Source organism: Euzebya tangerina, assembly GCF_003074135.1.
Classification (GTDB): Bacteria; Actinomycetota; Nitriliruptoria; order Euzebyales; family Euzebyaceae; genus Euzebya; species Euzebya tangerina.
In genome coordinates this window covers 929,243-948,729 of the sequence record NZ_PPDK01000001.1, presented here as the reverse complement: position 1 = coordinate 948,729, position 19,487 = coordinate 929,243, and the positions used below count along the sequence as shown (strand labels likewise).

The following is a 19,487-nucleotide window of genomic DNA, read 5'->3' as shown; positions in this document are numbered from 1 at the left end:
AGCAGAAGGTGATACCACGGTGAGCACGACAGACGGACAGGACCGGCGGGTCATCGCTGGCCGCTACGTGCTGCGTGGGTTGCTGGGCCAGGGCGGCATGGCCGATGTCGAGCTGGCCTACGACGAGGTCCTCGACCGCCAGGTCGCCGTCAAGATGCTGCACGAGCGGTACGCCAGCGACGACAGCTTCATCGAGCGCTTCCGGCGCGAGGCACAGTCCGCCGCAGCCCTGAACCACCCCAACGTCGTCGGGGTCTACGACACTGGCGCCGACAACGGCCGTCCCTACATCGTGATGGAGTACATCGCCGGCCGGACCCTGCGCGAGATCATGAAGCGCGAGGGTGTGCTGCCCGTCCGGGCCGCCGAGATCGCCGGCGAGGCTGCTGAGGCCCTCCACTTCGCCCATGAGCGGGGAATCGTCCACCGCGACATCAAGCCCGGCAACATCATGGTCGGCGACGACGGTCGCGTGAAGGTCACCGACTTCGGCATCGCGCGAGCGGTCAACGTCGAGTCGGTGACCCAGACCTCATCCATCTTCGGGACCGCGGCGTACGTGGCCCCCGAGCAGGCGCAGGGCCAACGGGTCGACGGCCGGACCGACATCTACGCCCTGGGCTGTGTGCTGTTCGAGATGGTCACCGGTCGGCAGCCCTTCAGTGGCGACTCGGCGGTGGCGTTGGCCTACAAGCACGTCAGCGAGGCCCCGCCGACCCCGCGCAGCCTGAACGGCGAGATCTCCCCGGAGATGGAGGCCGTCGTCCTCAAGGCGCTCGCGAAGGACCCGGCTCAGCGCTATCAGACGGGCAAGGACTTCGCGGCCGACCTCCGTCGCGCCAGTGCCGGCCGGCAGGTCACGACCAACCCCGAGGCTGCCTTCGCGGCCACCCAGGCCATCCCGCGGGCCGAGGCGGCTGCTGCGTCGCCCAACCCGACGCTGGTGGCCGCGGCACCCCAGCCAGCCCCGCCGCCCCGCGAGGAGTACTACAGCGAGCCCTCTTCCTCCAACCCCGGCCGGCTGGCGGCCTACGCCTTCCTGGTCATCCTCATCGCCGCACTCATCGGCATCGCCGCGTACCTCTTCACGGGTGTGACCGGCGACGGTGACGAGACCCTCGAGATGGTGGCGATCCCCCAGATCGTCGGATTGGATCAGGAGGAGGCGCAGGCCCGACTCGTCGAGGTCGGGCTGCAGCCCGAGTTCGGGACACCCGAGCAGGACTCCGACGCTCCACCGGGCTCGGTCCTCCGCACCGAACCCGCGGTGGGCACCGAGGTCGAGCAGGGCAGCACGGTGGTGCTGATCCTCTCCGCCGGGCGTGGCACGGTGACGATCCCGTCCGTGGAGGGGCAGACGCAGGCGGAGGCCGAGGACGCGTTGCGAGCCCTGGGTCTTGAGGTCAGCGACGTCATCGAGGAGGGCAGCGAGACCATCGAGGAGGGCCTCGCGATCCGGACCCAGCCGGCCGCCGGCATCCAGGTCGAGGAGGGTGAGGCCATCACCCTGGTCATCTCGGCCGGTCAGCAGATCTTCCCGATGCCGTTCGTGATCGACCTGACTGAGGAGGCGGCGCGCGAGCGCATCGAGCAGGCGTGTGACCCCGAGCCGGGCGAGCGGTGCGCGCTGGTCCAGACCTCGATCGACATCAGCCAGACGGGTGAGGCCCGGGTGATCGAGTCCGACCCGGAGGAGGGTGAGGACGTCGAGGTCGGGCAGGTGGTCACGATCGTGCTGCCGGCGGAGCCGACGCCAACCCCGACGCCCACGCCAACCCCGACGCCCACGCCCGAGCCGGAGCCGGAACCCGAGCCGCAGCCGACCAACACGCCCGAGCCGCTCCCGCCACCAGAGCCGCCACCGGAGCCGATCGAGCCACCGGAGCCGACCCCGGATCCGCCGGACACGCCGGAGCCGATCGAGCCGCCGGACGTGGTTGCCCCCTCCTGAGCGGCCGCACGGGTCAGGTGAGCAGGGCGGCGGCTGCCAGACCCGACCTCGCCGCCCCTTCGACCTTCGCCTCGCCGAAGGTGTCCCCGGCCAGCACGAGGCCGTCGGCCACTCGAACAGCGCGCTCGGGGTGGGGCTCGACCGGCTGGGCGTACCGCCAGCGCTTCACCTGGGCCGAGGTGATCGCCGCCCCGGCCAGCCAGGGGTCGACCAGGTCCGAGAGCACAGCGATCACGTCCGCATCGGCTGCGTCGTAGTGCGCCCGCGACCACTCGGCACCCGCGTGGACGGTGACGGCCTCGACGCGGCTGATGCCCTTGCTGGCGTTGTCGGCGATGTAGTGCACGTCGCCTCCCTCGAACTGCACGGCCTGCGTCAGCGGCGAGCTGTCGAGGGTCGCCAGCAGCCCCAGGCACGGCTGGTAGGTGAGGCTGGTGACCATGGCCGGCAGGGAGACCTCGTGCAGCAGGTCGATGGTCTGCGGGATCGGGCTGGTCACGATCACGCGGCGGGCTGACCACTCACGGCCGTCGTCCGCGCGGGCGGTCCACCCCGCACTGGTCGGGAGGATCACCGATACCCGGACGTCGGTCTGCACCTCCAGCCCCGCGGCGAGGTGCTTGGCAATGCCGTTCATCCCATCGGTGCCGACGTACCGCGGGTGGCCGTCCCCACCCGGGTTGCGCTGATCGGGCCGCGTGGTCACGTCGGCAGCACGATCCGGGCCGTGGTGCCACACCCGGACCGGCCAGTCGGCCATCAGCGCGGCGAACTCGTCGCTGCGGACGGTGAAGAACTGGGCACCGTGATCCCACCGCGCCAGCCCCCTCCCGGTCTCGGCGTATCGGGTCGCCAGCCGACCGCCGGGCGAGCGGCCCTTGTCCAGCAGCGTCACCCGCGCACCTGCCTCGACGAGCGATCGAGCGGCCACCAAGCCGGCCAGGCCTGCGCCGACGATCAGCGTGTCAGCGTTGGGCGTGGTCACGATGGCGGGCCGGCGTCAGGCTGCGGCCGGAAGCGGGAGCGCTGCGAGGAAGTTGCCGAGCAGCGTCATGCCGTGTGTCGTCAGGATGGACTCGGGATGGAACTGCACACCCTCGACGTGCAGGGTCCGATGTCGCAGCCCCATGATCAGGCCCGGATGGGGCGCATCCGTCCCGGTCCGCGCCGTGACCCGCAGCACCTCCGGCATCGTCTGCGGGTCCACGATCAGCGAGTGATAGCGGGTGGCCGCGAACGGGTCAGGCAGTCCGGCGAAGACCCCTGCACCGTCATGATGGATGAGCGAGGTCTTGCCGTGCACCAACTCTGGCGCCCCGACGACGTCACCGCCGTACACCTCTGCGATGCACTGGTGACCGAGGCAGACACCCAGGATGGGGATCTTGCCAGCAAAGGTCCGGATGACGTCCTTGGACAGTCCGGCGTCATCCGGCGTGCCGGGCCCGGGCGAGATGACGATGCCCGTCGGCGGAGTCGCCCGGATGTCCTCCAGCGAGAACGCATCGTGGCGGACCACCTCGACGGTCGCCCCCAACTCCCCCATCTCCTGGGCGATGTTGTACGTGAAGCTGTCGTAGTTGTCGATCAGGAGGATGGTCACGGGGTCGACTCCTCGTCCGGGTCGACTCCGGCCGACACGACCTCGATGTGCCACTCGGTCGGGTGGCTCTGTGCCGGGGCGTTCTCGGTCAGGACCTTCCGGAGCGTGTCCTGCGTGATGCCCTCCCTCGTCACCGAGACGCGGGCCGCCAGGCCGACGCCGCGGCCGTCTGGAACGGCTTGGACCTCAACCTCGACGACGTCGGGGCTACGGCGCAAGGCCGTCCGGACGACGCCGACATCGGCTGCCCCGTCGCTCAGTCGAACAACGGACTCACCGGCTCCGATGACGCTGACATACCCTGCGGCGCTGATCGATCCGATCAGTCCGAGCGGGACCTGTTCGCCCGCGACCTGGGGGCCGCTGGCCACCAGCGCACCGACGGTATCTGGCTCGGTTGGTGTCCCGGCGTCGTCCAGGCATTCCACGACGGTGTCCGTCACCGGCAGTCCGGCCCCGTTGCTGGCGCCATCGGCGTACACGGACTCGGCGTGGGCGATGCCCGAGACAGCCGCCCCGGAGTAGGCCATCCGAAACCGCCCGGCCGTCCGACTCTCGGCCGCACGCTTCACGACTGGGTCGAAGTGCACCCCACGCGCGATCGTCACGCGCACCGACGAGAGATCCCGGCGCTTGGAGGCCGGCGCCAACATAGTCCGGACCTGGTCCATCGACGTGACCAGGATCGTGGGCCGTTCGGCGTCGATCGACTTGGCCACCCCGCCGGGGCGCGGGTCCGGCAGCACCAGCGTGGCGGCGGACAGCAGGGCGAGTCCGATCCCGGCGGCAAGCCCAAAGGAGTCGGTTGGGTTGCCGGCCACCATGACGCTCTCCCGCCCCGCCCTCACGTCCGGGATCCAGAGGCGGGCCTGGAAGGCTCCAGCCAGGACGTTGTGGTGGGAGGCCGCGTACGTCACGCCGCCGATCACCGTGCTGGTGGCGGTGGTCGCCTCCACATCGACCGCGGCCTGGGTGGCGACCGGGCTGGCCGACTCGAGCACGGCCCGGAACGGCAGGACGCCGTCGGCTTCGGGCATCGCGGCATGCTGCACCTTCAGCCGGATGGACTGCATCCGCGCCTTGATCGCCGGCAGGGCGTCGAGCAGGCCGGTGGCGATGACGTGACGGACGCTCCGCAGTTGGCTGCGGAACTCCACCAGCCCGCCGTAGGTCGTGTCGAGGATGAGGATGGCCGCGGGCTCGGTCTCGCGGATCCCCTCGGCGACGACCTCCGGCGACTCTTCGGGGTCGATGAGGACGACCTCCACCCCGAGCCGCCAGCAGGCGTTCAGCATGAGGACGAGTTGGGGGATCCACGGCAGCGCAACCGCGATGCGGTCCCCCGCCTTCAGGCCGAGCTCGGTCAGCGCGGTCGCCAACTGATCGACCTGCGTGGCCATCTGTCGGAAGGTCACCCGGGAGCCGAGGAACGAGATCCCTGGCGTGTCGGGGAAGTCCTGGGCGGCATCATCGAGCAGCCGTGTGAGGGGCACCAGCGGATAGCGGTAGGTGTCCGGGACACCGGGGGCGTACTGCCGGATCCAGGGTCGTGCGGTGGCGTCGACGCCGCTCTGCCAGGTGCCGACGACCTCGCTCAGGTCGGTGGTGGCCTGCGTGGCGACGGCGTCCGGGGACGGGGACTCGGCGCGGGCTAGGGGGTCCTCGTCAGCCGCCGTGCTGGACTCGGCGACCGGGTCCACGTTCGAGGTCGAGCCGGAGGGGTCGTCATGGTGTGGGTCGTCGTCGGGGGTGGCGTCCTCGGGGGTGGCGTCCTCGGGGGTGGGGTCCTGTTGGGCGTCGTCGGGGGTGGCGTCCTCGGTGGGGCCGTCCGTCGATGGCGTGGCGACGTCCGGAGGCGGGTCGGTGGTGGGGGTCTGGTCCGCTGCGTCAGCCTCGTCCGCGGTGTGGTCGGCGTCGATCGTGTCCCGAGGCGGGTCCGGCAACGGCCGCAGGACCTGCGGGCCCACGTCGTCGGCATCAGGCAACTCGATGTCGATCTTGGCTGTCTTGATCGAGACGGGGGCGCCAGGTGCTGCGGCGTCGGGTCCACCTCCCGTCGGTCCGTCGGTGCCCGCTGTGGCCTCCTCCTCCGGCCCGGATCCGGCGTGAGGCGAGTCAGCCGAGGTGACGTCCTGCGCCGGCGCGGGACGAGGCGGGTCAGGAAGGCGCAGTGCCGGCTCGGCAGCCCCGCTGCTCGAGCGGGGGAACGGCGGGGAGGGCAGCTCGGGGATGGTCGTCGGCTGGCCGCTGTAGATGCCCTCGCGTTCAGTGGGACTGGGAGAGGGGTCCGCGGGGGCGGGGGTCGTGGGCTCCGAGGCTCGCTCCGGTCGCTCCGCCGCGGGGGCGGGCGACGGTCCAGGGTCGACCTCGCGAACGATCGGGCGATCGAGTGGCCGCGGCGGCGTTCGACGGACGGCGGGCGGACGAGCGCCGGGACGGGGCTGGGGCTGGGTCGGCGTTGGACCGCCGCCGCGGCGTGCTGCCGGTGACAGAGGAGTGTCGCCCCCATGCCGCGGGGACGCGGGGCGGGCCGGGGACGCTGTTCGGCTGCGGGGGCGCGTCGCGGGGGGCGCGTCCGACACCGGGCGGCGCTGCCCCACGACCGGCGCCGGAGGACTCGTTCGCTCGGCCCCGGAGGACGTCCGGACGGCAGGCGGACGGCGGGTTGGGCCACCAGCCCGCCGAGCGGCCTGGTTGGCGCGCCGAGCGGCTGCTTGTTGCGCGGCAACACGCCGGGCGTCACGCGCAGCCTGTTCCGCGAGCGCGGCCCGATCTTCGGTACTGGGGTCCTGGTCTGCCACCGGTTCCTCGTCTTCTGCGCTGTCCACTTCGACAGCTACGGCTCAACAGTCTTCCACGCCACACCCGAGTGGGTCACCCCGGCTCAGAGGGTGGGGTCGGTGATGAAGGTCGCGTCGAACCAGGGGAAGACGTAGGTGAAGAGGATCACCACGGCGGCTGCGAGCGCGACCAGGATCACCAGTGCCTTGACGGCCTTGTTCACGGTGCCCCCTCGCCGATGGCAATCGTGCCCGCCGCGACCAGTGGCATCTGCTCCTCACTGAGCTCCGCGTGGACGATCAGTCGCTCCCGCTGGGACCACCGTGGATGGCAGGTGGTCAGCGTCAGCACGGGTCGGTCGCTCTCCAACGGGTTGGCGTCCAGCACGGAGACGTCGGCCGGGGCGACGATGACCTCCTCGGAGAACTCATAGATCCAGGTCGTCCCCTCGCGGTCGGTCACGTGGATCTCGTCGCCGTCCTGGAGTTGGTCCAGGTTCCAGAACGGCGCTCCGTAGGTGGTGCGGTGTCCCGCGACGGCGAAGTTGCCAGGTTGGCCCGGGTATGACGTGGAGGGGTACCGGCCTGGTCCTTCCTTCAGCACCTCGATCGAGACACCCTCGACCACCACGACGGGGTCATCGATGACGATCGAGGTGTCCTCGCTCGGTCGGTAGAACTCGATGAGGCCGATGGCGTCCCCCTCCTCGAACTGTGCGGCGATGGCCTCACCTGGGGAGGGCTCGCTCTGGGGGATCTCGGCCGTTGGGTCGGAGCCATCGGCGTCGAGCTCGCTCAGCGGGCCGACCTCGAGGTCGAAGTCGGACTCGCTCTCGGAGTTCGTTGCCTGGGCGAGCTCCTCCAGCAGTCGCTCTTGAGCCCCGCTGGTGGTCCGCCCCGTCCAGTACAGCGAGTAGACGAGGTACAGGGCCACGACGGCGCCGGCCGTGATGAACAGCCAGCCGACGGAGCGGAGCACAAGTCGCATGACGGTCAAGGGTGGGCTCCTCTGATCACGATTTCAACGTCGGCGATACCCTGTTGGTTCCCTGTACCTCTGTTCACCCGTCCACAAAGGGTTGCCACCGTGGCCAAATCGAAGTCCAAACGCGATCAGTACAAGCCGCCGCCGCAGGCGAAGCCGCCGCCCTCGCCGACGTGGGTGCCGATCGCAGGGACCGGCCTGATCGGGTCCGGGATCGTGGTGATCCTGCTCACCTATCTGCTGCGTGGCTCGATCCCGGGCGGGAACCTCTGGATCATCGGCGGGTTCATCTTCATGGCCGCCGGCTTGGTGATCCTGAGTCGTTGGCGCTGACGGTCCTCGGGGCGGTGTCCCCAAGGTTGTCCTCAGCTGTGGATGGCCACACGGTGTGTACTACGAGTGTGTTGTTTGATCCACAGTTTTCTCCACAACTGTGGACAACCCGCCTCAGTTGAGGCGTGGCGTCTCGATGCGTTCGTGCATCTTCTCGCCACAGTGGCGGGGGGCCGTCGCTGATCCGCGGACCAGCAGGAGCAACTCTGCCCCACAGCCGGTGCAGTAGTAGCTGACCCGCTCCTCGGCTGGGTCGACGGGTTCGGGAGGTCCGTCCGGGATGTAGGAGGCTCCCCGCCTCAGGGATCCGAGAGAGGCGACGCCAACTGCGTAGATGAACAGGCCGAGGAGCGGGGCGAGCACCCACTCGATCGGGATCTGGCCGGTGAAGGCGGCAACGAACCCGGCGAGGACGACGACCAGGATCAGGCGCTTCACCGGTCGCCTCGCTGGTGCTCACTGCGGAGGATGCTGTACATGACCATGTCGCGCCAGCGGCCTTGGGCGAAGTTGCCGGCCCGGAGGACACCTTCGCGGGTGAAGCCGAGGGACTCCAGGACGTGCTGCTCCGCAAGGTTCTCCTCGTCGGTCGAGGCTTCGATCCGCTCGACGGGTGTGGTCGCGAAGAGGTAGTCGACCAGTTGGGCTTGGGCGGCGGTGCCGATGCCCTGGCCACGGTGATCCCGAAGGATCCCCACGCCGATGTTCCAGCACCAGGCCATGCTGTTCCCGGCGTTCTGGCGGCGGCGCCAACCGACGAACCCAGCAAAGGTCCCGTCGGCGATCACCGCCAGACGACCCCGCTCGTCGCTCAGGAAGCCGTCCTCGGCGAAGCTCTGGTCGTCCTTCGTGGTGCTCGCGTAGCTCATGCCGTCCCGGTCGGTGGCCGGCTCGAGCTGGTCCCAGTACCGCTTGAACCCGGTCACGTCCTCCTCGGTGAAGGCTCGCAGCACGACGTCGGTGGCCATGCCGCCAGGGTAGAGGCGCGGGCGCGGGGTGCCCCGTTGCCTCCAGCCCAGCGAGTGCACTCGCGGTCGTGGGCGTGACTGACTCTCACCGGCTCACGAATCGAGCGCCTACCGAGCCAGCTTGGCCTGCGTGGCCGTGAACGACCCGAGCGAAGTGGAGGACACTTGGACTCGTCCACGGGGGAGGCGGAAGGGGCAGCGAGGCTGCAACTGACGCTACGCGAAGCCGAAGGCGAGTCGTCGCCCGTGGAGCCAGGCGGAATCGAACCGCCGGCATCTGCCTTGCAAAGGCAGCGCTCTACCAACTGAGCTATGGCCCCAGATATGGAGTTAGAGGTCGCGTGGCTCTTCCCAGATCGCTTCGTCGAGCTCGCGGTCCCGTTGGCGCTTGAGCGCCAGGGCTCCGGCGGTCAGGGCCGCCAGGACCAGCAACAACTTCTTCATCGTGTGAGTCACGCTCCTGTGGGATCGGACTGTGAATATAGCGCCCGACCAGGCCTCGGGCACGACGGGCGCGGGGGTCTGACGTGACGCGCCGCCAAGGCGAGGTGGGTGGACTTCCCCCGCCCTGCGGGCGTGAAGTCCACCCACCAGACCAGGCCACGCCCAGGTCAGACCGCCCATCAGAACCAACAACCACTGAACACGCTCGGCCCGCGTGGCCTCGAACGCCCGCCGGAGGCAAACACCTGGGCTTGCCCACGGGGACGACGGAGCGAGCCGGCAGGCGAGGGACGTCCACCGCGAGCGAAGCGAGTCGGCCCCAGACCGCCCACGACGACCAGCCCCTGAGCCGAACACGCTGGGCCTGCGTGGCCCGAACGCCCGCCGGAGGCAAACACCTGGGCTTGCCCACGGGGACGACGGAGCGAGCCGGCAGGCGAGGGACGTCCACCGCGAGCGCAGCGAGTCGGTCCCCGTGGGCCATCGAGGACTTGAACCTCGGACCTCACCCTTATCAGGGGTGCGCTCTAACCGCCTGAGCTAATGGCCCGCACGTGCGGAGCAGAGGAGTGTACGGCGCCTACTCCTCGCTTGCCAGCTCCAGCCGGAGCCCTCCGAGCAGGTCTGAGACCAGGTTGTAGAGGAAGGCCAGGAACACGTTGATACCCGTCCAGAGCACCACGTTCAGCAGCCCCAGGAGGAAGATCGCCCGGGCGATGTTTGACCCGTTGATCACCAGCGTGAGCTGCAGATCGTTGAGGAAGCTGGTCAGCGTGTCGATGATCCCGATCCGCAACACGACCGACCAGAAGACGGCCAGGCCGAGCATGACCACCAGCAGGAAGCAGAAGTAGAAGATCACCGAGAGCTTGAGCACCGACCACGGGTCCACACGCCGCACGGTGGCGCGGCGACGGACCACCTGACCGGTGCGGACGCGCTCACGCGTCGGAGCCTGGGTGCTCACGCTGTTCCTGCCGTTCCCTCGAGCACGAGTGGCCCGTTGTGTCGTGGACATACGCCGGTGAGTCTAACCGCTTCCTCGCTCGTGGCCGGCAGACCGTTCGGTCGGGTCACTCCTCCTCCCCCAGGTCATCCCCGTCTTCCCCCGGGTCATCCGCGAGGCCGTCCGGCGTACCGTGGACCTCCTCGTTGTCGGGACCGTCGGACCCGCCCGCATCCGGTTCGCCGCCGAGCTCGTCGTCCTCGATCTCCATGACCTTGGCGACACTGACGACCTTGGCTCCGGCCTTCGGCGTCATGATCCGCACGCCCTGGGTCGACCGACCGGTCGGGCGGACGTCCTTGACGTCCATCCGGATGATCGTGCCGCGGTCGGTGACGACGAAGATCTCCTGCTCGTACCCGGCCACCAGAGCACCGACGAGGCTGCCACGGGCATCCGAGAGCTTTGCGGTCCGCACGCCCTTGCCGCCGCGCCGCTGGGTGGGGTAGCGCTCCAGCGGTGTTCGCTTGCCGAACCCCTCGTCGGTGATGACGACCAGGTAGCCCTCCTCCTGCACGATGGCGCAGGCCAGGACCTCATCCTCCTCCGCCAGGTCCATGCCCTTCACGCCCGATGCGCCGCGCCCCATGGCTCGCGCGTCGGTCTCGGTGAAGCGGATCGACTGGGCCTTCTTGCTGACCAGGATGATGTCGTCGGAGCCACTGGTGAGGCGGACATCGATCAACTCGTCGCCGTCCCGCAGGTTGATCGCGATCAGCGTGGACCGAGGCGAGTCGTACTCCTCCAGCCGGGTCCGCTTGACCAGCCCCTTCTTCGTGGTGAACAGCAGGTGCTTGTCCTCCTGCTCGAGGCTCTCGAGGTGGACGACGGTCCGGACGAACTCGTCCTTGTCGAGCTCCAAGCCTGGCACGTTGGCCAGGTAGACCCCGCGGGCGGTCCGGCTCTTCTCCGGGATCTGCCACGCCTTGATCCGATGCATCCGGCCCGTGGAGGTGAAGAACAGCACCCAGTGGTGCGTGGAGGTGGAGAAGAGGTCCCAGATGATGTCCTCGTCCTTGAGGGCACCCGAGGTGATGCCCTTCCCGCCACGCCTTTGGGTGCGGTACTCGCTCGCCTTGACCCTCTTGATGTACCCACCCTGGGTGATCGTGACGACGATCTCCTCCTCGGGGATCAGGTCCTCGATGTCGAGGTCCCCGTCCCCGGGGCGAATACGGGTGCGCCGGGCGTCGCCGAACTTGTCACGGATCTCGGCCAGCTCGGTCTTGACGATCTCGCGGACCCGGGCCGGCTTGGCCAGGATGTCCTCCAGGTCGGCGATGCGCTCCTGCAGCTCGGCGTACTCGTCCAGGATGCGCTGTCGTTCGAGGGCGGCCAAACGACGCAGCGGAAGGTTGAGGATCTCGCGGGCCTGGATCTCGGACAGGTCGTAGCGAGACTGCAGCTCCTGCGAGGCGGCTTCAGCGGAGGCCGAAGCCCGGATCAGCGCGATCACGTCGTCCAGGTTGTCCAGGGCGACGATGAGGCCTTCGAGGATGTGGGAACGCTCGCGGGCCTTGCGCAGCCGGTACTCGGTCCGCCGGGTGATGACGTCGAGTTGGTGATCGATGTACCGGGCGATGGTGTCCTTCAGGCCCATCGTCCGGGGGACGCCGTTCACCAGCGAGAGGTTGATGACCCCGAAGGTGTCCTGGAGCTGGGTCATCTTGTACAGCTGGTTCAGGACGACCTGGGCATTGGCGTCCCGCTTCAGCTCGATGACCAGGCGGTTGCCCTTGCGGTTGGACTCGTCGCGGATGTCGCGGATGCCGGTGATGCGCTTCGACTCGACCAGATCGGCGATCTTGAGGGCCAGGTTGGCCTTGTTGACCTGGTAGGGCAGCTCGGTGGCGACCAGCCGCTCGCCGCCGCTCTTGGTCTCCTCGATGTCGACCACGGCGCGCATGCGGATGCTGCCGCGGCCGGTCTCGTAGGCCTCCCGGATGGGGGACACACCCATGATCAACGCGCCGGTCGGGAAGTCGGGCCCGGGGACGATCTCCATCAGCTCGTCCAGCGTGATCTGCGGGTTCTCGATCTGGGCGATCACCGCATTGGAGATCTCGGTCAGGTTGTGCGGCGGGACGTTCGTGGCCATCCCGACCGCGATGCCAGCCGAGCCGTTGACCAGCAGGTTGGGGAAGCGGCTGGGCAGGATGAGCGGCTCGATCTCGCTGCCGTCGTAGGAGTCGACGAAGTCGGCGGTCTCCTCCTCGATGTCACGGAGAAGCTCCATAGCCAACGGAGAGAGACGTGCCTCTGTGTAGCGCATAGCTGCCGGAGGGTCACCGTCGACCGAGCCGAAGTTGCCGTGCCCCTCGACCAGCGGGTACCGGATCGACCACGGTTGGGCCATGCGGACCAGGGCGTCGTAGATCGAGGAGTCCCCGTGCGGGTGGTACTTCTTCATCACGTCGCCGACGGCCGCCGCCGACTTGCGGTGCTGCGTCCCGGCCCGCATGCCGCCCTCCCACATGGAGAACAGGATGCGGCGGTGAACCGGCTTCAGACCATCTCGCGACTCGGGCAGCGCGCGGCCGACGATGACCGACATCGCGTAGTCGATGTAGGAGCGCTGGAGCTCATCCTCGATCTCGACGGGCTCGAAGGTCTCGACGAACGGCTGCTCGGGGTCGCCGGGCGTCTCGTCGACAGGTGGGGTCACATCAGACATGGCTGGACTCTCTGGCTAGCGGCTCGGGGTGGCTCACGGGTACGGGCGATCAGACGTCGAGGAACTCGACGTTGCCGGCGTTGCGCACGATGAAGTCACGGCGGGACGACACGTCGTCGCCCATCAGGATCGAGAACATCTGGTCTGCCGCCGCGGCGTCCTGCAGGCCCACCTGCAGCATGTGGCGCGACTCGGGGGCCATGGTGGTGACCTCCAGCTGGTAGTCGTCCATCTCACCGAGCCCCTTCAGGCGACCGATCTCGGGCTTCTTCCCGCCGTTCGACTCGATGTCGGCCAGGATCCGCTCGAGCTCGCGGTCGTTCAGGGCGTACTGGATGTTCTTCTTCGACTTCGAACCCTTCGGCTGGACCTGGTACAGCGGGGGCTGGGCGATGTAGACGTAGCCGGCCTCGATCAGCTCGCGCATGTAGCGGAACAGGAACGTCAGCACGAGCGTGCGGATGTGCGCGCCATCGACATCAGCATCCATCAGCATCACGATCTTGTGGTACCGGGCCTTGGAGACGTCGAACTCCTCGCCGATGCCAGTCCCGATCGCGGTGATGAGCGCCTGGATCTCCTTGTTCTCGAGGATCTTGGTCAGGCCCGCCTTCTCCACGTTCAGGATCTTCCCGCGGATCGGCAGGATCGCCTGGAAGTAGCGATCACGAGCCTGCTTGGAGGTGCCGCCCGCCGAGTCGCCTTCCACGATGAACAGCTCGCACTCGGCGGGGTCCCGCGACTGGCAGTCCGCCAGCTTGCCCGGCAGCGACGAGCCGCCGAGCAGCCCCTTGCGTCGGGTCAGGTCACGCGCCTGCCGCGCCGCCATCCGCGCCTGGGCGGAGGAGATGGCCTTGAGGAAGATCCGCTTGCCCTCCGTCGGGTTCTCCTCGAACCAGGTCTTGAGGTGCTCGTTGACCGTCCGCTGGACGAAGGAGCGCATGTGGGTGTTGCCCAGCTTGGTCTTGGTCTGACCCTCGAACTGCGGATCGCCCAGCTTGACCGAGATCACCGCAGTCAGGCCCTCACGGATGTCGGAGGCGTCCAGGTTCTCGATGCCGTCCTTGCCCTTGGTCGGCAGGACGCCGACGTCCTTGGCCATCCGGTTCACCACGGACGTGAGGGCGGCGCGGAACCCCTCCTCGTGGGTCCCACCTTCGTGGGTGTTGATCGTGTTGGCGAAGGAGTGGATGGACTCGTGGTACTCGCTGGACCACTGCAGGGCGACGTCCACCTCCGCCATGCCCTCAGTCGGGTCGTCCTCCGAACCGGTGAAGGCGATGATGTCGCCGTGCACCTCGGTCTTCTTGGTCGAGTTGAGGTGCCGGACGAAGTCGGACAGGCCGCCCTCGGCGTGGAACTCGGCGTGGAGCGGGTCGCCGTTCTCGTCGACCTTGCCCTCCCGCAGGTCGGTGACGGTGATCCGCAGTCCGGCGGTCAGGAAGGCCGTCTCGCGGAACCGCGTGGTCAGCGTCTCCCAGTTGTACTCCGTGGTCTCGAAGACGTCGTCGTCGGCCCAGAACGTGATGGTGGTCCCGGTGCCCTCCCCCGCCACCATCTCGCGCACCTGCTCGATCGGTGCATCGGGCACACCGCGACGGTAGGTCTGCCGCCACAGGTACCCGTCGCGCTTGATGTCGGCGATCAGCCGGCTCGACAACGCATTGACGACGGAGATGCCGACACCGTGCAGTCCCCCGGACACCGCGTAGGCCTGGTTGTCGAACTTCCCGCCGGCGTGCAGGACGGTCAGCACGACCTCCAAGGTCGACTTCTTCTGCGTGGGGTGCTCGAGCACTGGGATCCCACGCCCGTCGTCGCTGATCGTGATCGAGCCGTCGTCCAGCAGCTCGACGACGATCTCGTCGCACCGGCCGGCCATGGCCTCGTCGACCGAGTTGTCGACGATCTCCCAGACCAGGTGGTGCAGACCCCGGGGCCCCGTGGACCCGATGTACATCCCGGGTCGCTTGCGGACGGCCTCGAGGCCCTCGAGAACCGTGATGTCGGAGGCGACGTAGTCGTGTGGCCGGGGGCTGCCGTCGGCCGTCTGGCCCACCTGATCCTCGGGTGTGCCGTCGTCGGTTGCCATCGCGCGAACTCCTTGGCCACGGCGGTGTCGACCCCTGTTCAGCTGAGCGTCGGAACCGACCGTTTCGGTTCTCATATCGCCGCTGCGCGCCGCGGGCGTGTCGTGGACTCCCAGACTAGCAGGGCATGGGCGTCGCCCCCGTAGGCGAAACCAGGGCGCAAAGGTGCAGGTCACAGGCCCACGACGCGCCGCGTCGTGGTCAGCCGACCACGATCTCGATCGAGCGCACGGTGTCCGGGCCCAGCAGCGAGTTCGCGCGGCCCTGCAGTTCCCCGACGAAGTACCGCAGTTGCGTTGCCCAGCCAGCGTCTTCCGCGCGCACCACGAGGACCCCGCCGTGCAGCCTCACCGGGGTGGCGTGGCCAGCGATCTCCTCACCCGCGACCTCGTCCCAGATGTCGAAGATGCGGGCGCCATCCAGGCGGCCGCCCCAGCGACGCCGCATGACGAGGTCCTCGAGCGCCCGACCGAGCGGCTGGGGTTCGGGGCGAGCGGGCCGGCCGTTGCGCAAAGGGGGATCCTCAGAGTTCCGCTGGTCCTCCAGTTGCGGACCAGTCCGTGGGCGGGCGGGTGACCGTACCGCCGTGGACGGCGAACCGCATCCCCTCCAGCGGGACCTCGGTCCCCATCGCAGAGGTCACGAGCACCTGGTCGAAGGCCGCGCACCGTGCCGCCAGGCGACCCCGCCGAAACTCGTCCAGCTCGGCGAACACGTCATCCAGCAGGACGATTGGCTCATCACCCACCTCCCCGATGACGGCGTGTGCCGCGAGCTTGAGCGAGAGCGCCAGCGACCACTGCTCGCCGTGGCTGGCGTACCCCTTCGCCGGCAGCTCACCGATGCCCAGGAACAGCTCGTCGCGGTGCGGGCCGATCAGCGTGGTCCCGCGCCGCAGCTCATCGGCACGACGCTCGTCCAGCGACGCTCGAAGCTCCTGCGCCAGCGCCGCGGGGTCGGGCACCGCGGTCCCGGTCCGACCCTCGACGGACCGACCGTTGGAGATCTCGTATCGCAGGACTGGCAAGCGAGAGACGTCCTGTTCGGGACTTGCCGCGACCAGATCCCGGTAGGCCTCCCGAACCGGATCGGTGAGGGCGTGGACGCCAGCCAGCCGCGCCGCCAGGACCGTGGCTGCGCTGTTGACGTAGGTGTCGGTCCACACGTCGAACACATCCAGTGGCAGGCGGCCGCTGGCACGCCCGTCCTTGAGCAGCGCGTTGCGCTGGGCCAGCGCGCGGTCCATGTCGCTGCGCACGCCGAGGAACGTGGCCCGGCGACCACCGAGCAGGTCGTCCAGGAACCGGCGCCGGTCACTGGGGTCTCCCCGGACCAGCGAGAGGTCCTCCGGCGCGAGCATGACCGACCTGATCAGCCCGAAGCCATCCGCCATGCGCTGCATGGGTTGCCCGTTGACCTGGATGCGGTTGCGACCTTGTCGCAACTCGACCGACACCTCGACGCGCTGTCCGTCGTCAGTCCGTGCCTCCGCCCGGATCACGGCCGCGGCGGTGCCCGCGCGGACCAACGCCTGGTCGCTGGAGACGCGATGGCTGCGTCCGAGGGTGAGGTAGCCAACCGCCTCCAACAGGTTCGTCTTCCCCTGGGCGTTGGGGCCGACGAACAGCGTGGCGCCGGGCTGGAGGGTCAGGTCGACCCGCTCGTAGTTGCGGACGTCGAGGAGTTGGAGCGTGGTGAGCCTCACCGAGGCACGCGGGAGGTGGCGATCAGACGCGGACGGGCATCAGCAGGTACAGGAAGTCCTCCGGCTCGTCGTCACCCTGCTCCGGCGCCGGCGGGCGCATGATGGCCGGCTTCAGCTCGTCGCGGAACTCGAAGCTCACCTGGTCGCCACCGAGGGCGTCCAGCCCGTCGATCAGGAAGCGGGGGTTGAAGGCGATGGTCAACGGTTCACCCTCCAGCTCCACGGGCAGCGACTCCTCGGCCTGGCCGGCCTCCGAGGAGTCAGCCTTGACCACGACGCTGTTGCCCGCCATCTCCATGATGACCGGCGTCATCGACTTGTCGGCCTCACCTACGACCGCGATTCGACGAACGACCTCGGCGAGGGCCAGTCGATCCACCCGGAGGCGCCGCTCGAACCCATCGGGGATGAGCTGCCGGACCTCGGGGTACTTCCCTTCGATCAGGGTCGAGACCAGCCGGCGATCGGCGAAGGAGAACGTGGCGTAGCTGGGCTCGAGCACCATGGTGACGTCGTTGCCCAGCATGTCGGCCGCGGCCTTGGCCTGGTCGAGCGCGCGCCGGGACACCAGCGCGGTCATCTCTCCCTCTCCCTCCCAGGGGATCGACCGAATCGCGAGCCGGTAGGAGTCGGTGGCGGAGGCGGTGAACGATCCACCACCCGCCTCGAGCTTGACGCCGGTCAGGACGGCTCGCGCGTCCTCGGTGCTGGCGGACTTCGCGACCTGGCCCACCAGATCGGAGAACTCCTGCGCCTTCAGGGTTGCGGTTGGAGCATCCTCTGCCGGAACGCGCAGCTGGGGGAAGTCCTCCAGCATCATCAGCCGCAGCTCGAAGCTGGCGCGACCGCACGTGATGTGCAGGGCGTCACCGGAGACGTCGAGCTCGACCGCATCGTTCGGCAGCAGGTGGACCACATTGGAGAGGAGCTTGCCGGACACCAGCGCCCCACCGTCACGCTCGCCCTGGACGGTGAGTTCGACTTCGGAGTCGACCTGCCCGTTGGTGGAGGAGAGCGTGACGACGTCACCGGAGAGGCTGAGCTTGATGCCGGCCATCGCGGGGAAGCTGACCCGCTCACCGACGGTTCGCTGAACCCACTTGATGGCTTCCTCGAACTCGGTGCGTTCCGCCCTGAATTTCATCGTCTACTCCTGGTCGCGGGGATGCGATATCCACCGCGAGATCGGCCTACGGGGTTGAGAAGGACTCGTATGTACAAGATGTAGTTGTAGTTGTAGGGGCTGTCAGTACCTGTGGACAACGCGCGTTGTGCCTGGTCAGCAGCCTCTTCGTCGTGTGTGTAGTGATGTGCAGCTCGTGTGTGGCACTCGTGTAGTTCCCTGAATGCCATGTGGTGTTCGCACAGTCTGCCTCGTCGCGTGTGCACAGCGCGAGGTTGTCGACAGGTTGTCCACATGGTGGCTGTGGACGGATCGGTGACCTGCCCGGACGTGCGGAGGACGGCTCAACCCCGGGCACGCAGCTTGATGTGACTGGTCAGATCCTGGATCTGCTCGAACGTGGCGGCCCGTTCCTTGATCAGCTTCGTGATCTTCTTGTTCGCGTGCATGACGGTGGTGTGGTCACGACCTCCGAAGGCCTCACCGATCTTCGGCAGGGACAGCTCCGTCAGCTCCCTGGTGAGGTACATGGCGATCTGTCGCGCGTTGACCAGAGAGCGGGTTCGCTTCTTGGAGCACAGCTCCTCGGGCGTGAGGTTGAAGTAGGTGGCGGTCTCGTCGATGATCAGCTCGGCGGTGATGTCGCCGGTCCGGGCCTCGGGGAAGACGTCTTTGAGTGCCGTCTCCGCCAGGCTCATGGTCACCGGCTGCTTGGACAGACTGGCAGCGGCGATCACCCTGATGAGCGCCCCCTCCAACTCCCGGATGTTGGTCGAGATGCGCCCCGCGATCAGTTCCAGCACGTCGCCTGGCACCGCGACGTCATCGATGTCCGCCTTGCGCCGGAGGATGGCGAGTCGTGTCTCGAGGTCGGGTGGCTGCACATCGGTGAGCAGACCCATCTCGAAGCGGGTGACGAGTCGCGCCTCCAGGCGCTCGAGCTGCCGCGGTGGGCGGTCGGAGGTGAGGACGATCTGCTTCTCGGCGTGGTGCAGGGCGTTGAAGGTGTGGAAGAACTCCTCCTGGGTCCGCTCGGCCTTCTCCAGGAACTGGATGTCGTCGATCAGCAGGATGTCGACGTCGCGGTAGCGCCGCTGGAACTGGGCCTGCTGGCCGCGCCGCACGCCTTCGATGAACTCCGACGTGAACTGCTCACTGGTGACGTAGGTGATCTTGGTCCGCGGGTAGAGCCGGCCGATGTAGTGACCGATGGCTTGGAGCAGGTGGGTCTTACCGAGCCCCGAGTCGCCGTAGATGAACAGCGGGTTGTAGGCCTTGGCCGGCGCCTCGGCGACCGCGAAGGCCGCCGCGTGAGCAAACCGGTTGCCCGGTCCGATCACGAATCGGTCGAAGACGTACTTGTCTGAGAGGTTGGCCTCGGCCAGCGAGTTCGACGTGACCGTCGACGTCGGAGAGGGCGAGGGCTTGTTCTCCACCAACCGCATCTCCGGCGGGTCGTCCAGTGGGACGGGGGCACTGATCGTCTCCGCCGGGGTGTCATCGGCCCGCGCAGTGATCAGCACCTGGACCGGTTGGCCGACGGCTCCGGACAGGGCGTTGACGAGGTCATCGCTGAAGCGCCGCTTCATCTGCTCCTGGGCGAACGGGTTGGGCGCCGAGAGGACGAAGATGCCGTCCGAGAGCCCCACCGGCTGGGTGTCGTCGAGCCAGGTCAGTTGGGCGGCACTGGACACACTGGATGACAGGGTCTGGACCGCAACCTTCCACGCGTCGTCGAGATCGGAGGGGTTGAGATCGGTCAAGAGGTTGGGTCCTGTGGCGGTGTGAAGGCAGGCGGCCGCTGCCCGTAGGGGTGTTCGGTGAC

Annotated in this window: 16 protein-coding genes and 2 tRNA genes; 2 read left to right on the top strand and 16 right to left on the bottom strand. The window is 68.4% G+C overall.

Going from position 1 to position 19,487, the window contains the following annotated elements:
* Positions 1–19: 19 nt before the first annotated feature.
* Positions 20–1,951, top strand: coding sequence for a Stk1 family PASTA domain-containing Ser/Thr kinase (gene pknB, locus C1746_RS04440; RefSeq protein WP_116713469.1), 1,932 nt, complete (start codon positions 20–22; stop codon positions 1,949–1,951).
* Between the two features lie 13 nt (positions 1,952–1,964).
* Here pknB and C1746_RS04435 read toward each other — a convergent pair whose 3' ends face one another.
* The 4 genes from C1746_RS04435 to C1746_RS04420 form a co-directional block, all read right to left on the bottom strand.
* Positions 1,965–2,936, bottom strand: a complete 972-nt coding sequence (locus tag C1746_RS04435) for an NAD(P)/FAD-dependent oxidoreductase (RefSeq protein ID WP_116713468.1) — start codon at positions 2,934–2,936, stop codon at positions 1,965–1,967.
* Positions 2,937–2,951: 15 nt separating this feature from the next.
* Positions 2,952–3,554, bottom strand: a complete 603-nt coding sequence (locus tag C1746_RS04430; protein ID WP_240598845.1) for an anthranilate synthase component II — start codon at positions 3,552–3,554, stop codon at positions 2,952–2,954.
* A complete protein-coding gene (locus C1746_RS22420) occupies positions 3,551–6,355 on the bottom strand; it encodes an AMP-binding protein (RefSeq protein ID WP_205711708.1) in 2,805 nt (934 codons plus the stop codon). Before C1746_RS22420 ends, C1746_RS04430 begins: the two co-directional genes overlap by 4 nt.
* A 199-nt stretch (positions 6,356–6,554) precedes the next feature.
* Complete coding sequence (locus C1746_RS04420) at positions 6,555–7,322, bottom strand: class E sortase (RefSeq protein ID WP_116713466.1); 768 nt, start codon at positions 7,320–7,322, stop codon at positions 6,555–6,557.
* A gap of 99 nt (positions 7,323–7,421) precedes the next feature.
* On the opposite strand from C1746_RS04420, the gene C1746_RS21910 reads away from it, so the two are divergent.
* Entirely contained in the window at positions 7,422–7,652 is a 231-nt protein-coding gene (locus C1746_RS21910) for a cell division protein CrgA (protein WP_162867378.1), read from the top strand.
* 114 nt (positions 7,653–7,766) lie between these two features.
* Here the strand turns inward: C1746_RS21910 and C1746_RS04410 are convergent, their stop codons facing one another.
* From C1746_RS04410 to dnaA, 12 genes are all read right to left on the bottom strand, one after another.
* Positions 7,767–8,090 (bottom strand): hypothetical protein, encoded by a 324-nt coding sequence (locus C1746_RS04410; RefSeq protein WP_116713464.1) that lies wholly within the window; start codon positions 8,088–8,090, stop codon positions 7,767–7,769.
* On the bottom strand, positions 8,087–8,620 hold the full coding sequence (locus tag C1746_RS04405) for a GNAT family N-acetyltransferase (RefSeq protein WP_116713463.1): 534 nt from the start codon (positions 8,618–8,620) through the stop codon (positions 8,087–8,089). The genes C1746_RS04410 and C1746_RS04405 overlap by 4 nt, the downstream gene beginning before the upstream one ends.
* Before the next feature lie 247 nt (positions 8,621–8,867).
* Positions 8,868–8,940: transfer RNA gene (locus tag C1746_RS04400), tRNA-Ala, on the bottom strand.
* Between the two features lie 10 nt (positions 8,941–8,950).
* Positions 8,951–9,064, bottom strand: coding sequence for a DLW-39 family protein (locus C1746_RS23310; protein WP_462686284.1), 114 nt, complete (start codon positions 9,062–9,064; stop codon positions 8,951–8,953).
* 476 nt (positions 9,065–9,540) lie between these two features.
* Positions 9,541–9,614 (bottom strand) — tRNA-Ile (locus C1746_RS04395).
* A 30-nt stretch (positions 9,615–9,644) separates the two neighbouring features.
* Entirely contained in the window at positions 9,645–10,031 is a 387-nt protein-coding gene (locus C1746_RS04390) for a DUF3566 domain-containing protein (protein WP_162867377.1), read from the bottom strand.
* A 106-nt stretch (positions 10,032–10,137) separates the two neighbouring features.
* Entirely contained in the window at positions 10,138–12,744 is a 2,607-nt protein-coding gene (gene gyrA, locus C1746_RS04385; protein ID WP_116713461.1) for a DNA gyrase subunit A, read from the bottom strand.
* Between the two features lie 49 nt (positions 12,745–12,793).
* Positions 12,794–14,836: a DNA topoisomerase (ATP-hydrolyzing) subunit B gene (gyrB, locus tag C1746_RS04380; RefSeq protein ID WP_205711707.1), complete on the bottom strand. Its 2,043-nt coding sequence runs from the start codon at positions 14,834–14,836 to the stop codon at positions 12,794–12,796.
* A gap of 199 nt (positions 14,837–15,035) precedes the next feature.
* Positions 15,036–15,347, bottom strand: coding sequence for a DciA family protein (locus tag C1746_RS04375; RefSeq protein WP_116713459.1), 312 nt, complete (start codon positions 15,345–15,347; stop codon positions 15,036–15,038).
* Between the two features lie 10 nt (positions 15,348–15,357).
* The gene (recF, locus tag C1746_RS04370) at positions 15,358–16,539 is read right to left on the bottom strand and encodes a DNA replication/repair protein RecF (protein WP_116713458.1); all 1,182 of its coding nucleotides are present in this window, start codon (positions 16,537–16,539) and stop codon (positions 15,358–15,360) included.
* Positions 16,540–16,561: 22 nt separating this feature from the next.
* A complete protein-coding gene (gene dnaN / locus C1746_RS04365) occupies positions 16,562–17,683 on the bottom strand; it encodes a DNA polymerase III subunit beta (RefSeq protein ID WP_116713457.1) in 1,122 nt (373 codons plus the stop codon).
* 323 nt (positions 17,684–18,006) lie between these two features.
* Positions 18,007–19,425 (bottom strand): chromosomal replication initiator protein DnaA, encoded by a 1,419-nt coding sequence (gene dnaA / locus C1746_RS04360; protein ID WP_240598843.1) that lies wholly within the window; start codon positions 19,423–19,425, stop codon positions 18,007–18,009.
* Between the last annotated feature and the right edge of the window lie 62 nt (positions 19,426–19,487).